Below are 13234 nucleotides of genomic sequence, written 5' to 3' on the forward strand. Positions count from 1 at the left end.
GGGGCATTAGGGTATTGTTTGACAAGATGATCAAGGCGAACTACGCTGCTCATTGGGTCCGGCTCACATCGTATAGTTCACTGAATATGGCCTGCTCCTCGTGTGCCACCGCCTCGAGCATATCGCCCAACTCGACAAAGGTCTTCACGTCCGACTTCCGGTTCTTGCAAACCCGGCCGGCTTCATACGCAAAGTCGCGAAGCCGGTCGCCGCTTTTCGTGAGGCGTTTCGACAAGTCGAAGAGCTTTTCATTTTGAAGGCGTTGACTGGCCTGGTCCAGGAAGGCGGCATAGATGAAACGGAAGCCCGCGCCCCCGGTGCCGATCTCCTCCTGCATGCGGATCACGTTGCCCAGCCATTGGATGGCCTTGCGGTCGCCCTGGCGCTCGGGCCAGTGACGCAGGCGCTTGGCCAGGTATTGCATGCCCTTGCTGCCCACCAGGGGCATGGGAATGCGCGTCATGTGATCGCTGGTTTGTTTGATGCCCGTCCAGATGGCTTTGTTGAGACCGTATTCGCCGGGCATCTGCACGGGATAATACATGCGGCCACTCGGTTCGGGCATGCCTTTCGCAAAACGGGCACGCGCCAGGTCTTCATAAGAAATTTCGGTGGTGTGTTCCATCACCGGGTCGCTCACCAGGTAGCGGCCGTTCTCTTTGCCGAACACGATAATGTTGTGGGCGTTGAAGTGAAAACGATAGGCTGCCGGTAAATAATCGAGATAAAATACGGAAGTGAGCATGCCCACCGGCTGACCTTTGTCGAGCATCTGGTCGAGCGCGGTCATGGCCTTTTCGGGTGTGGAAAATTTTTGGCGCTCGATCTTGATGCCGATGCGCTCGGAGAAGCGTTTGAAGATCTGCCCAGGCCAGGTGCGATAGGCAGTGCCCGGGATGCCGTTCACACGGACAAAGGGCAGGTAAACAAAAAACAATCCCGACCCGATACCAAAGACCATCGGTTCGTCAAAGTCCATGCCGTGGAAGCGGAGCAGGTTGGATACTACGCCGCTTTCGCAATGTGCAGATTGCTTGTGGTTAAAATTTACTGTCATTGGGGGTTTTTCAAGCGTTCAACATCGGTGAGCTGCTCCACGGAAATGCGAAAGGTGTAGGCGTATTTTTCCAATTGTTTGCGGCTCAGGCGCCGGAAGAAAGAAGGATGACAGTGGAGCCGGACCATGAAGCCGAACGTGCCGGCATAGGAGGCAACCAGCGCCGGGGTCATGATATTCTTTTTGATGTGATAGAGCAGCGGGCTGGCTTTGCCGGATAATACTTTCTGGCGCGCTTCCTCTACTTCGTCGTTCACCACATCCCAGGCTTGCTGCATGGCCACGGTCTCGGGCTCCCACCCGATGCTGTTCACTTTCACATAGTGACCTTTCTCGTCGGTGGCGTAATACAGCTTGGCAAGCTTTCCTTCGTTCAGGTTTTCTTGATCTTGAGGGACCTGTTCCTGGTTCATAGGCTCAAACGTTTAATCGTCTATCGTGAGTTGATCGAATACGGTTTTCGTTCCCTGTTAAGCCGTCAACCATCGCCCGTGCATCAACGGCCTGACTATACTACAGTAAGCATCACATACGCGTAGTTGAAACGCGCACTCTCCGGGATCATCATCAGCAAGGTGTCGCCTTTCTTCAGTCTTCCCGAATGGAAAAGCTCCTCCAGCATCAAATAAGGCGAAGCCGCGCCGACGTTGCCCACCCACGACAAGTTGGTGAACCACTTCGATCCGGGAATGTTCATGCCCAGGGAAGCCAATTCCTTTTCGATGCGGCTGGCAAAATATTGTGACGACAAGTGCGGAAGGAAATAGGTGATCTTCTCTACGTCGACGCCCTTAGCGTCCACGATCTTCTTCAACAGTTCGCCACCTTTCTTTACGATAAATTCTCCCAGCAGCTTGGTGTCTTGCTTGATGGAAAAAACAGACTCGGCCGTCCAATGTTCCTGGTCGATATCGCTCCAGCCGATGAATTTTCCTTCTTTATCTTTCACGGCGCCGGAATACATACAAGCGGGAAGCTCGTGCGCATACGAGCGTTGCTCCACCCACTCCACTTTCAGCGACAAGCCGGTGGGGTTGGGCTTCGATTCCAGGAGGGCGGCACCTGCGCCATCCGACAACATGAAACGAAGAAAATCTTTTTCGAAAGCAATGATACCATCGCCTTCCAGCTGTGCGACTTTGGCGGCTTCTTCTTTGAAGAATTTGGCCAGCATCCATTTTGAAAATCTTTCCGAACCTGTGCAGACAGCGTTCTCGGCACTTCCCGACAACACGGAGAGGTAACCAAATTTAAGGGCCTGGATGCCCGCGCTGCACGCACCCGTGGCCGAGTTGATCTCTACCGGAATACCACCCAGCACACCGTGCACCATGGCCGCATGGGCCGGCAACATTTGGTCGGGGGTGGTGGTGCCACAGGAGAGCACCTCGATTTGTTCCAACGTGAAATCCTTGTCCAGGAGTTTTTCGACGGCCTTCGTGGTGAGGTCGGTATTGGTGTGCGTAGTGTTGCCTTGCTTATCGGATGCGTAATACCGGGTTTTGATCTGGTTATTGCGCAAGATCAGGGGCTTTGCTTTTGAAGATTGATGGTTGATCAATCCCAAGATACTCTCAATTTCATCGTTAGAAACGGGCTCGTTTGGTAAAAAACTCGCCAGTCTCGTAATGTAAACACTCCTATTCATCCTCTGCTTTATGTTTTGCTACAGTTCATTAAAGTTTCGAGCCCCGAAAGTACTTTTTTCCTTTAAGAATATAAAACTATTGACGCATTTTGGGGGCTAACGCGCGTTCAGTTTCTCGTATGTTTTCTGCTGCTAGCGAAGCGAATTTTGTTTGAAATACTCTACGTCCTGGATGAGCTCCTTGCGCTTCACGATGAGCTGGACCTTGGAAAGAATCCAGAGCAACGGCGATAGAATAAAAATGGCGGTGGGCAACAGGTACATGAAAATATACACGCGGATCTTCCGCGCGGTCGATTGGATGCCGCCACCGGAGGCGATGAATTTGGACCACACACCAAACGCTTTCTGACCGCGGCGCTCCATGAGCACCAGGTTCGGCTTGATGTCGATGGCGCCTTCTTTTACCAAGGCGGCCTGCAAGCCACCGTACTGACCGCTTTCCAACGATTGATTGATCAATTCGCCATAGGTTTCCGAATGCCGCACGTCCTGGTCGGACACGCCGGCTTGGGGGAAGAACCAGAACGGTTTGCGATTGCCGGTGAACATCCAACGCAAGATCGTGATGAGACTGGTCAGGTTACCCGAACGGTCGCAGAGCGCAATATGACCCACCAGGCGTGACTGCGATTCGGTGAGGCGGCGCTTCATTTTCTCCTGGGCGCCGAGCCACATGTTGCGGCAACCCAATATGGTGACGACGTCTCGGTTCTGTAAGATTTTCTTGCCTTCTTCACTTTGCAGGAACGAACTCACGGGCCGTGAAGGCGTGAGGAACCAGGGCTGATAGCCGAGGATCACCAGATCGTAGGCATCAAAGGCTTGCGCCGATGGGGATTTGAGCGCCAGGGCTTTTTGACCAAACGTTTCGGGAAAGGCATTGAAAAAATCAAAGGCGCTCCACGGAAAGGGGAATTTTTCCTGGGGCTGAATTTCTTCGAAGTGGACTTTGTGGCCAGCGGTGATAAAAGGCTTGGCTAAGGTTTGGAGAATGTTCAGTTGCTGACCCGACTGGGAGTAGTACAGAATGAGAATCTTTTTCATTTAGGTTTGGTCTCTAGAGGCTAAAGGCCGCAAAATAATATATTTTTTAGCTCCTACGGCTTTTGTTAAAGGTCATGTACCATTATTGTTGCGAAGATATTTTTTCGCATCCCGGACTTCCCTGGCCCGGCCTTCGCCGGAATTTTTTTGAAACGGGGATCTCACGGGTTTCCGGTCTTCACCAACACTTGCAACGTGCTCCGCGACGACTGTTCCATCATCACCCCCGGCTGTTTCCGGTAGGTATCGAACGTCGCCTCGTCGTAGTTCTTTATGGTGATGAGGGTAAGGCCCGTATTGTAATACACCTCGAATCGCTTTTGCAGTCTGCCGATCAGTTTGATCACCTTGCTCTCGCGGAAATCGATACAGAAGGAAAAGGAGATGGCCGAATTCTGCATGAGGTTGATGCGGATGTCCAGCTCGGACAGCGCATGAAAAATGATGCTCAGTTGCTCTTCCGAAATAAAGGTATAGTCGGTCACCTTGCACGAGATGAGGCATTGATTGTCTTTGAACACGATCAGGGGCGGCAACTGGTCCACGGTGCACTCGTGGATGCGCGTCCCGGGCAACGACGGGTCGTCAAAGTTTTTCACCAGCAACGGAATGTTCTTGTTGGCGAGCGGCTTGATGGTTTTGGGGTGGATCACATTTGCCCCATAATAGGTCATCTCGGCCGCCTCCTTGAAGGGCAGCTCCTCGAATACCACGGGCGACGGAAAGCGCTTGGGATCGGCATTCATCACCCCCGCCACATCTTTCCATATGGTGAGCGACTCGGCCCCCAAGGTCGACGTGAAAATGGCCGCCGTGTAGTCCGACCCCTCGCGACCCAAGGTGGTGGTGAACCCATCCGGCGTGCGCCCGATAAAACCTTGGGTGATCACGATGTTCTCTTTTAGGAGCGGCACCAGCGGCTGCACGTTTGTGGCCGTGAGCGTCCAGTCCACTTTGCCTTCGCGAAAGCTGCTGTCGGTGCTGATGCAGGTGCGCGCGTCGAGCCAGTGGCTCTTGATGCCTTCGGTGGCAAAATAATGGTGGAGGATGACCGACGAGATCAGTTCGCCTTTGGAAACCACCTGGTCGTAGAGCAGGTCGCCTTCCAGGGACGAGGCCAGCGTGTCGGCAATTTCCTCCAGTTGGACATCCACCGCGGCGCGGACGAAGGACGTGTCCTTGAAGAGGGCGTCGATAATATCATAGTGATATTTCTTGAGTGCCAGCCGGGCGTCCGTCATGGTCTGGGGGGTGCGGTTGGTGGCCACCAGGGTTTCCAGCAGGTCGGTGGTCTTGCCCATGGCCGACACCACCACCAGCAGGTCGCTGGTGGCATGCGAACGGATGATGGAAGCCACGTGGCGGATCCTTTCCGGTGTTTTCAGGGAGGCCCCTCCAAATTTAAAAACCTTCATTTTTATTGCACTAAATCGTTTGCGAACTAACTTTGCGCTACTTTATGAGCATGCAAAGATCATTCAATAATGGTAATGCGCCAAGCATCGAATCGTCAAGAATCGCGCATTCGATCGGCACCGCCCTGGACCGCTTTATCAAAAACAACCAGGACCAGTTTGCCTATGCCAGCGGCGAACTCTCCCAACTGCTGCGCGACATCGCCCTGGCCTCCAAGGTCGTGAACCGCGAAGTGAACAAGGCCGGTCTCATCGACCTGATGGGTGCCGTGGGCTCCCAAAACCTGGCCGGCGACGACCAGCAAAAACTCGACGTGCTAGCCAACATCCGCTTCACCCGCGCCCTGGCCAAAGGCGGCGAAGTCTGCGCCCTCATCTCCGAAGAGTCCGACACCTACGTCGACCTCAACAACGAAGGCAAATACGTGATCGCCATCGACCCGCTGGATGGTTCCTCCAACATCGACGTGAATGTCTCCATCGGCACCATCTTCTCTATTTACCGCCGGAAGAGTCCCGCGGGAACACCTATCCAACCGTCGGACATCCTCCAAAAAGGATCGGACCAGGTGGCGGCAGGCTATGTCCTCTATGGCTCATCCACCATGCTGGTCTACACCACCGGACACGGCGTGAACGGTTTTACCTACGAGCCCACGCTCGGAGAATATTTTTTATCACACCCCCAATTGAAAATGCCCGAGGACGGAAAGATCTACTCCATCAACGAAGGCCTCGCCAACTCCTTCTCCGCGCCAGTGCAGGCCTATATCCAGTATTGTAAAGACCGCCAGTACACCGCCCGTTATATCGGATCGTTGGTGGCTGATTTTCATCGCAACATGCTGAAGGGAGGCATCTACATCTATCCCGCGACCGCGAAATCACCCAATGGAAAATTGCGTCTGATGTACGAGTGCAACGCCCTGGCCTTCGTGGCCGAGCAAGCCGGTGGCAGTGCCACGAATGGCAAGGATCGCATTCTGGACATCGAAGTAAAAGAGCTGCACCAACGCACGGCGTTCTATGTAGGCTCCAAAAACATGGTGGAGAAGGCTGAGTCCCTTGGTTAAGGACCTCATCGCGCCGACGAAGCACGCTTTCCTGGATACCCCAACCGTTGAATGATGACCAACGCTTGTCTTTTTCTTTGCTGTAAAAAATGAAAGCCGTGAAAAAAACAGATCGGCAAGAGATACTACTTCTTTTCCTCTTTACCCGCTTCGTTCTTTTCCTCTGTCAGCAGTTCAGGGGCATATTTCAGGATCGACTCATACCAGCGCACCAGCTTCTTGATGTCGGAGACATACACGCGGGATTCGTCATATTCGGGGAGTACGGCTTTGAGGAAAGCCTTCAGTTCGACCGCATCGGAATTGCCATCCACGCCCAGATCGTTGCCAAAGTCTTTGTGGATCTTTTTCAGGATGTCTTCCAGCGCAACGGTTCCTTCTTTGGTGGTGGTATAGATGGATATTTCGTTCAGCAACGAGAGCCGGTGGTTGGTGGTGGCCACGAGCTTGGTCTTGGCTTCGTCCAGCGATTCGAGGATGACACCCGACTTGGTGGGGGCAACCACTTTGTAGAGTCCTCCTTTTCCCGATACCGTTGCGATTTCAGATATGGTCATATGCAATTTTTAAATGAGGGGCAAAGCTAAAGAAATGGCGAGAAAAGTCCAGCAGCGTCTCACTTCTTCCCGCTTCCATTCGCGATGGCGGTTTCCACGAAGGCCAGGATCTCGTCGCGACCGAGTTTCTTCTCGGACGAGGAGAGGAAGATCGGGGGCAGTTCTTCCCAGCGGGTGAGCAGCGTCTTTTTATAGGCCGCCAGGTTCTTTTGGAGTTCGTTCTGCTTGAGTTTGTCGGTCTTGGTGAAGATGAACGCCAGGGGCACTTCCTGGCCCCCAGCCCACTCGATGAAGTCGAGGTCGTTGGCCTGGGGTGGGAGACGCGAATCCAGCAGCACAAAGAGGCAATTGAGGTTCTCGCGCTGCTTGACGTACTCCTCGATCATTTTGCCAAACCCCTCGCGTGTGCTTTTGCTGGCGCTGGCATAGCCATAGCCGGGCAAATCCACGAGGTACCACGTCTTGTTCATCAGGAAGTGATTGATTGTTTGGGTCTTACCGGGTGTCACCGACGTCTTGGCCAATTTGCGCATGCCGGCGAGCATGTTGATCAGCGAAGACTTGCCAACATTGGAACGGCCTATGAAAGCAAACTCCGGAAGGTCGGGCGCGGGGCATTTCTTAACGTCGGCATAACTTGAAATGAATTCCGCGGAGGTTATCTTCATGGTTAAAGTAATGATTGAAGGTCAAAATACTAAGAATGTAATAACTGTGTGCCTTATGATTTCAATTTTATGGGCCAAAATTGTCTCTTTTTCATATCTTGTCGCTATATTGGAATAGATTTTTTAGATAACTTTATTGTTAAAATTTTTTAAACGATGACCAGTATCCGAAGTGTACTGATTTTTTTAGCACTCGTTTTGGCCCTTATCACCCCCGGTTTTAGTCAGCAGGACCCCAAAGAAACAGCTCGCCAATACTACGAACAGGCTGTTTTGATCCTCGGAGAAACCAAAGCTATGGACGATGCCCGTGAAATCATGGTGACGGCCGCCGATTTGGACACCACCTTTATCAAAGCCAATTACGAGGCCGGCTGGATGCACTTGCGCACCGTACAAAAGGACCGTGCGGTAAAATATTTCCTCCGCGTATACCGCCAGGACCCCTCCTACAAATTCGACATAGAATACCTGATCGGCCGTGGCTATCAATACGGCGAGCAATTCGACAAGGCCTTGCAATATTACGCCCTCTACAAGGAAAAACTGGTTAAAAAATCCAGCTACCAGGGCAAAGACAAGGTAGATAATGCAACGGTAGACCGCACCATTTTCGAGTGTCAGAATGGCAAAGAATTCACTTCAAACCCTGGCAACTTTTCCATCGTCAACATCGGCCGGGAGATCAACTCTGAATTTGAAGACTACGCGCCCGTGCTGAACGAAAATGAAGATGAGATCGTGTTCACCACCCGTCGCCGCGAAGACAACTTGAACCAAAACGTGTTCGACGATAACAAACCCTACGAAGATATTTTCACCTCTAAAAAGGCGAACGGCGCCTGGACCTACGCCAAAAACATCGGCCCCATCGTCAACACACCCTATCACGACTCCAACCTGGCCCTTTCGGCCGACGGTAGCACGTTGTTCATCTTCAAGGACGAAGGTGGCGGCGATATCTTCTTCAGCGAGCGCCAGCCCTCGGGCGAGTTTTCCGAACCCGTCGCCCTGCCTGGGATCATTAACTCCAGTTTCGAAGAGAAATCCATTACCATTTCCAAGGACGAGAAAACCTTGTACTTCTCCAGTAACCGCCCCGGCGGATTTGGGGGGCTTGATATTTACAGGGCCACCAAAGATTCGAAGGGGGAATGGACCAACGTGAAGAACCTGGGCCCCAAGATCAACACCGACCTGGACGACGACGGCCCGTTTATCGACTACGATCTGGTGACGCTGTACTTCAGCAGCAAAGGCCGCAAAGGCATGGGCGGCTTCGACGTATTCAAGTCCACCTTCGACCTGAAAACCAACGAATGGAGCGAACCCGAAAACCTGGGCTACCCCATCAACACCCCCGACGATGACATTTACTTCGTGGCCTCCAAAGACGGCAAGCGCGCCTACTATTCGTCGGTGCGCGAAGACGGTATGGGCTATACGGATATTTACAGCATCACCATCCCGGAAGGCTTGAAGAACACCGATGCGGTCACCTCCAAGAAACCGACCGACCTGCCGCCCCCGGTGGATACGGCAGCCAGCGTAGCCGTGAAGCCGGAGGTCACCCCTACAGACCCGAAGCCTGACGACAAGAATACCAACAAAGTCCCCGTCGTGGTGGTGGCCAAAGTGCCCCCGGCGAAAAAAGACGTAGTGCCCATCAAATACGTGGTAACCGTGCTGAATGCTGACGATAAAACACCCATGGAACCCAAGATCCGCCTGGTGGGCGCCAAAGACAATGTGATCGTGCCCATGACCCCGAAAGGGGGTGGGGTGTACGAATTCAGCGTCAGCAACACGAAGCCGAAGGACTATCGCTTGTCGGTGGAACAGGAGGGCTATGTGTTCGTAAACCAGAACCTGCGCATCGAAGGGGCCACCAGCAAGGAGAAGACCATCAACAAAACCATCGAGATGCGTAAACTCGTGGTGGGCGTCTTCTCGATCCTGCGCAACATTTACTTCGACTTCGACAAGGCATCGTTCAAAACCGATTCCTACACCGAGCTGAACAAGCTGGAGGCCATGCTCAACCAGAACCCCGGCATGGTGGTCGAGATCGGTGGCCACACCGACGCCGTCGGCACCAAGGAATACAACCAGAACCTCAGCCAACGTCGTGCCCAGGCCGTGAAAGACTACCTGGTGAAGAAAGGCATCGATACACGTCGTGTGAAGCCCGTGGGCTATGGCAAATCCAAGCCCCTGGCCAGCAACGACGACGAGGAGGATGGACGCGAGCTGAACCGCCGCGTGGAATTCAAGGTGTTGGAGAAATAGCCGTGATTTCTTTCCTAAACCCAAACCCGTTACCTTCGGGCCTGTTTTAGTGAAGCATGGCAGTCGTACCGTACAAAGAGGAGAACACGTCAAAAAAGGAGCAGGTGGCCCGGATGTTCAACAACATCAGCCACCGCTATGATTTTCTTAACCATTTTCTGAGCCTGGGCATCGACCGGGGGTGGCGTAAAAAGGCCATCAACCTGTTGCGTCCTTTAAAGCCGCGCCAACTGCTGGACGTGGCCACGGGCACCGGCGACTTTGCTCTCCAGGCCCTGAGCCTGAACCCCGAAAAGATCACCGGCGTAGACATTTCCGAAGGCATGCTGCAGGTGGGACGAAAAAAAATGCAGGACCGCAACGTAGCCGACAAGATCGTGCTGCAACTGGCCGATTCTGAAAATCTCCCCTTTGAGGAAAATAAGTTTGATGCCGTGACCGTTGGGTTTGGAGTGCGGAACTTCGAACACCTGGAACGCGGCCTGGAAGAGATCTTCCGGGTGCTGAGACCGGGTGGCGTAGCGGTGATATTGGAGTTTTCAAGACCCCGCAAGTTCCCATTCAAACAGGGATACAATTTTTATTTTAAGTTCATTTTACCTAAAATAGGCAGGATTGTGTCGAGTGATAAGACGGCTTATACCTATCTGCCGGAGTCAGTCGAGGCCTTCCCGGATGGCGAGGATTTTCTTCGCATCTTGCGCGACGTAGGATTTAAACAGACCCAATGCAAGTCACTCACTTTTGGCATAAGCTCTATCTACACCGGCATAAAATAGTTTTCGCGCTCGCGCTGTTGGTCTGTGCTTTCACCGCGGAGGCGCAAAAGAACACCTGGGTCCAGAAAAATAACCCCAACTACGACAATAAGAAACTGACCTACGGTTTCCTCATCGCCCTGCATTCGTCCATTTACCAGGTTCAGTATTCCGACAAGTTTATCACCCCCAAGTTCGACACGGTCCATTCCATCAACCCGTCGTGGACGTCGGGCTTTTCGCTGGGCTTTATCGTGAACTACCGCATCACCGAATATTTGGACGTGCGCCTCACACCGCAGGTGTCGTTCTATGAACAACGGGTCCAGTACCGTTACACCGACGAGCGCATCGACAACCAGCGCATCGAATCCACCATGGTGGAATTTCCGATGTTGTTGAAATACAAGTCCGAACGCCGCGGCAACATCCGCATGTACATGGTGGGCGGGGTGAAGCCGGCCATCGAAGCATCGGGCAAGAAGAGCGATTCAGGGGAGAGTTTGGAAGTGACCAATTCTAACATGAGCCTGGAGGCGGGGTTTGGGTTCGATCTCTACTATCCGCTCTTCAAGTTTTCTCCAGAACTCCGTTTTTCGCGTGGCATCGTCAACGTGCTGGGCAACCCCAACAACGTGTACGGCCAGCCTTTGCACCGGATGAACACCAATACCATCACCTTGTATTTCATGTTCCAATAACCGCCTGACCGCCGTTCAAATTTCCGGTTCGGGCGCAAAAAGGAAAACCGATTTTTCGCGGCAGTCGCCCGAAGTTTTACGTTATTTTGGGCAAGTCAAAAAAATCCCATCGTTCCACTATGAGCAAGAGAATCGTCCTCATCACCGGCGCCACGTCGGGTATCGGAGAAGCCGCCGCCCGTTTGCTGGCGAAAAACAATTTTGATCTCATCCTTTGCGGCCGCCGCCAAGACCGGCTGGACGCCCTTCAAAAGGAGCTCTTATCCCAGACCAGCGTGACAACGCTTTCGTTTGAGGTGCGCGACGCGCAGGCCGTACAAGCCGCGATCCGTTCCCTGCCGGAGAAATGGAAGGCCATCGATGTGCTCATCAACAACGCTGGTAATGCCCACGGCTTTGATCCCATCCAAACGGGCAGCCTGGAGGACTGGGATGCCATGATCGACATCAACGTGAAGGGCCTGCTCTATGTGTCGAAGGAAGTGATCCCCGGCATGACGGAACGGGCTTCGGGCCACATCATCAACCTGGGGTCTATCGCCGGCAAGGAAGTCTATCCCGGTGGCAACGTCTACTGTGCCAGCAAATTTGCTGTGGACGCGCTCACCAAGGGCATGCGCCTCGACCTGAATCCCTACAACATAAAAGTGACGTCCATAAACCCGGGACTTGTTGAAACCGAGTTTGCCTTGGTACGCTTCAAGGGCAACGAAGAAAAAGCAGCCAGTGTGTATAAGGGCATGAAGCCTTTGACCGGGCCCGACATTGCCGACATCATGCTGTATGTGTTGCAAGCCCCGCCACACGTTGTGCTGGCCGACATTACGGTGTTTCCCACGGCCCAAGCCAGCGCTGCGGTGGTGAAAAGAGTTTAGCTAAGTTTTAACAAGGTAGCACTGTCCATCTCGTGTTTTCCATCAAAGGAAATGACGCGCGGTGTGATGCCCAATTTAGCGGAGAGCAGGTTCATCTCGGCGAAGCGACTGTCGTTGATGAAGGGATCGGAGGTGCCATAGACAAAGCACGTTTCCTTGTGCTCCAGAATTTGGTGAGCCGAATGAAAGTCCATGTCGGGAGGGAAGACACCGGCCCAGAGAATCAGGCGTTGGAATTTCACTTTGCCTTCGACGGCCCAGCGTGAAGCGGTGGCCGCGCCTTGTGAAAATCCCAGGATGGTCACGGGAATGTCCATGACGTTCTCCAGCACGTTTTGTTCGATGGCGTTGAGGTAAGCCAGATAGTTTTGAATGTCCACCAACCGGTTTTCTTTGGTCATCCACGAGGCGCCTACGCGGTCGGAAGCGCGGCCGGTGGTCTGCAGGTTGTCGAGGTAAAAGTGGGCCAGTCCTTCGGGGGCAACGACGAAGATGTGTTGGTCTTCCAGTACTTTAAATTTCTTCAGAAAGTGTTCCGCCAGTTGGCCGTAGCCGTGAAGCACAAACCAGATCTGCCGGGTTTGGGTGCTCAGTGTGCCCAGGGTGAAGTAACGGGCCTGGTAGGGGATGACGATCGGGTGTTGCTCCATGCGCTAAAAGTAAGCAATAAAAAAAGGCCTCCGGTAAGGAAGCCTTTGTGATGTTGGTCGGTGCGCGATCAGCGTTTGAAACCCAGTGCACTGCCGCCGCAATATCCGGTAGAACCATCGAAGGTATACTGGATGTAGTAGATGCCGGTGGTGTTGCAAGGATAAGCAATGGCCGAAATGAACTGGCCGTTGATCTTACTGGTGGCTACTTTGTTCCGGTTGGAATCGTACAGGCTCACCACGATGCCATCGGTAGGCTGGGCTGCTGCACAGATGTTGATCATATACTGCGTGCCTTTGGTGAACACGTAGCTATACTCCACAAAGTCTTTTCCCCCCTTTTCAATTTTATAGCTCTTCAGGAAGTTGAAACCTGCAGAAAGCTTGGGAATGCACTGGTTGCTTAAGGCTTCTGAGTTGCACTGTCCGATCACTTCTAAGGCGCTTAGAACGAAAACGGATAGAACAATAGCAATTAACTTTTTCATAGGCTCCT

At 53.0% G+C, this 13234-nt stretch carries 14 protein-coding genes; 5 read left to right on the top strand and 9 right to left on the bottom strand.

Annotation, left to right across the window (positions count from 1 at the left end; translation table 11 throughout):
- Positions 1-49 precede the first annotated feature (49 nt).
- From BUB30_RS20420 to BUB30_RS20440, 5 genes are all read right to left on the bottom strand, one after another.
- Positions 50-1057, bottom strand: coding sequence for a BtrH-related acyltransferase DarH (locus BUB30_RS20420; protein ID WP_073137682.1), 1008 nt, complete (start codon positions 1055-1057; stop codon positions 50-52).
- A complete protein-coding gene (locus BUB30_RS20425) occupies positions 1054-1470 on the bottom strand; it encodes a DarG family dialkylresorcinol biosynthesis protein (RefSeq protein ID WP_073137684.1) in 417 nt (138 codons plus the stop codon). Before BUB30_RS20425 ends, BUB30_RS20420 begins: the two co-directional genes overlap by 4 nt.
- Positions 1471-1565: 95 nt before the next feature.
- Complete coding sequence (locus BUB30_RS20430; RefSeq protein WP_073137686.1) at positions 1566-2705, bottom strand: dialkylresorcinol biosynthesis protein DarB; 1140 nt, start codon at positions 2703-2705, stop codon at positions 1566-1568.
- Positions 2706-2837: 132 nt separating this feature from the next.
- Positions 2838-3752, bottom strand: coding sequence for a hypothetical protein (locus BUB30_RS20435; protein WP_073137688.1), 915 nt, complete (start codon positions 3750-3752; stop codon positions 2838-2840).
- 161 nt (positions 3753-3913) lie between these two features.
- On the bottom strand, positions 3914-5167 hold the full coding sequence (locus BUB30_RS20440) for an aspartate kinase (protein WP_073137690.1): 1254 nt from the start codon (positions 5165-5167) through the stop codon (positions 3914-3916).
- A 44-nt stretch (positions 5168-5211) separates the two neighbouring features.
- Here BUB30_RS20440 and fbp point away from each other — a divergent pair, with 44 nt between their 5' ends.
- On the top strand, positions 5212-6240 hold the full coding sequence (gene fbp / locus BUB30_RS20445) for a class 1 fructose-bisphosphatase (RefSeq protein WP_245804143.1): 1029 nt from the start codon (positions 5212-5214) through the stop codon (positions 6238-6240).
- Between the two features lie 125 nt (positions 6241-6365).
- Here the strand turns inward: fbp and BUB30_RS20450 are convergent, their stop codons facing one another.
- Both BUB30_RS20450 and yihA read right to left on the bottom strand, forming a co-directional pair.
- Positions 6366-6797: a DUF5606 family protein gene (locus BUB30_RS20450; protein ID WP_073137692.1), complete on the bottom strand. Its 432-nt coding sequence runs from the start codon at positions 6795-6797 to the stop codon at positions 6366-6368.
- 59 nt (positions 6798-6856) lie between these two features.
- The gene (gene yihA, locus BUB30_RS20455; protein ID WP_073137694.1) at positions 6857-7465 is read right to left on the bottom strand and encodes a ribosome biogenesis GTP-binding protein YihA/YsxC; all 609 of its coding nucleotides are present in this window, start codon (positions 7463-7465) and stop codon (positions 6857-6859) included.
- A gap of 156 nt (positions 7466-7621) precedes the next feature.
- Here yihA and BUB30_RS20460 point away from each other — a divergent pair, with 156 nt between their 5' ends.
- The 4 genes from BUB30_RS20460 (at position 7622) to BUB30_RS20475 (ending at position 12088) form a co-directional block, all read left to right on the top strand.
- Entirely contained in the window at positions 7622-9754 is a 2133-nt protein-coding gene (locus BUB30_RS20460; protein WP_073137696.1) for an OmpA family protein, read from the top strand.
- Positions 9755-9810: 56 nt separating this feature from the next.
- Complete coding sequence (gene ubiE / locus BUB30_RS20465; protein ID WP_073137698.1) at positions 9811-10533, top strand: bifunctional demethylmenaquinone methyltransferase/2-methoxy-6-polyprenyl-1,4-benzoquinol methylase UbiE; 723 nt, start codon at positions 9811-9813, stop codon at positions 10531-10533.
- A complete protein-coding gene (gene porT / locus BUB30_RS20470) occupies positions 10482-11213 on the top strand; it encodes a type IX secretion/gliding motility protein PorT/SprT (RefSeq protein WP_073137700.1) in 732 nt (243 codons plus the stop codon). The genes ubiE and porT overlap by 52 nt, the downstream gene beginning before the upstream one ends.
- A 119-nt stretch (positions 11214-11332) precedes the next feature.
- Complete coding sequence (locus tag BUB30_RS20475) at positions 11333-12088, top strand: SDR family NAD(P)-dependent oxidoreductase (protein ID WP_073137702.1); 756 nt, start codon at positions 11333-11335, stop codon at positions 12086-12088.
- Here BUB30_RS20475 and BUB30_RS20480 read toward each other — a convergent pair.
- On the bottom strand, positions 12085-12738 hold the full coding sequence (locus tag BUB30_RS20480) for an alpha/beta hydrolase (protein ID WP_073137704.1): 654 nt from the start codon (positions 12736-12738) through the stop codon (positions 12085-12087). The genes BUB30_RS20475 and BUB30_RS20480 overlap by 4 nt on opposite strands.
- 68 nt (positions 12739-12806) lie before the next feature.
- Positions 12807-13226 carry a hypothetical protein gene (locus tag BUB30_RS20485; RefSeq protein ID WP_073137706.1) on the bottom strand — a complete coding sequence of 140 codons (420 nt, stop codon included), beginning with the start codon at positions 13224-13226 and terminating at the stop codon, positions 12807-12809.
- Between the last annotated feature and the right edge of the window lie 8 nt (positions 13227-13234).

The organism is Chryseolinea serpens (assembly GCF_900129725.1).
GTDB lineage: Bacteria > Bacteroidota > Bacteroidia > Cytophagales > Cyclobacteriaceae > Chryseolinea > Chryseolinea serpens.

Bases quoted from the DNA above. Each gene is read 5' to 3' on its own strand.
- BUB30_RS20475 (WP_073137702.1), top strand. From the start codon at position 11,333: ATGAGCAAGAGAATCGTCCTCATCACCGGCGCCACGTCGGGTATCGGA.
- BUB30_RS20435 (WP_073137688.1), bottom strand. From the start codon at position 3,752: ATGAAAAAGATTCTCATTCTGTACTACTCCCAGTCGGGTCAGCAACTG.
- BUB30_RS20485 (WP_073137706.1), bottom strand. From the start codon at position 13,226: ATGAAAAAGTTAATTGCTATTGTTCTATCCGTTTTCGTTCTAAGCGCC.
- BUB30_RS20450 (WP_073137692.1), bottom strand. From the start codon at position 6,797: ATGACCATATCTGAAATCGCAACGGTATCGGGAAAAGGAGGACTCTAC.
- ubiE (WP_073137698.1), top strand. From the start codon at position 9,811: ATGGCAGTCGTACCGTACAAAGAGGAGAACACGTCAAAAAAGGAGCAG.
- BUB30_RS20420 (WP_073137682.1), bottom strand. From the start codon at position 1,057: ATGACAGTAAATTTTAACCACAAGCAATCTGCACATTGCGAAAGCGGC.
- BUB30_RS20480 (WP_073137704.1), bottom strand. From the start codon at position 12,738: ATGGAGCAACACCCGATCGTCATCCCCTACCAGGCCCGTTACTTCACC.
- BUB30_RS20425 (WP_073137684.1), bottom strand. From the start codon at position 1,470: ATGAACCAGGAACAGGTCCCTCAAGATCAAGAAAACCTGAACGAAGGA.
- BUB30_RS20440 (WP_073137690.1), bottom strand. From the start codon at position 5,167: ATGAAGGTTTTTAAATTTGGAGGGGCCTCCCTGAAAACACCGGAAAGG.
- yihA (WP_073137694.1), bottom strand. From the start codon at position 7,465: ATGAAGATAACCTCCGCGGAATTCATTTCAAGTTATGCCGACGTTAAG.
- BUB30_RS20430 (WP_073137686.1), bottom strand. From the start codon at position 2,705: ATGAATAGGAGTGTTTACATTACGAGACTGGCGAGTTTTTTACCAAAC.
- porT (WP_073137700.1), top strand. From the start codon at position 10,482: ATGCAAGTCACTCACTTTTGGCATAAGCTCTATCTACACCGGCATAAA.
- fbp (WP_245804143.1), top strand. From the start codon at position 5,212: ATGAGCATGCAAAGATCATTCAATAATGGTAATGCGCCAAGCATCGAA.
- BUB30_RS20460 (WP_073137696.1), top strand. From the start codon at position 7,622: ATGACCAGTATCCGAAGTGTACTGATTTTTTTAGCACTCGTTTTGGCC.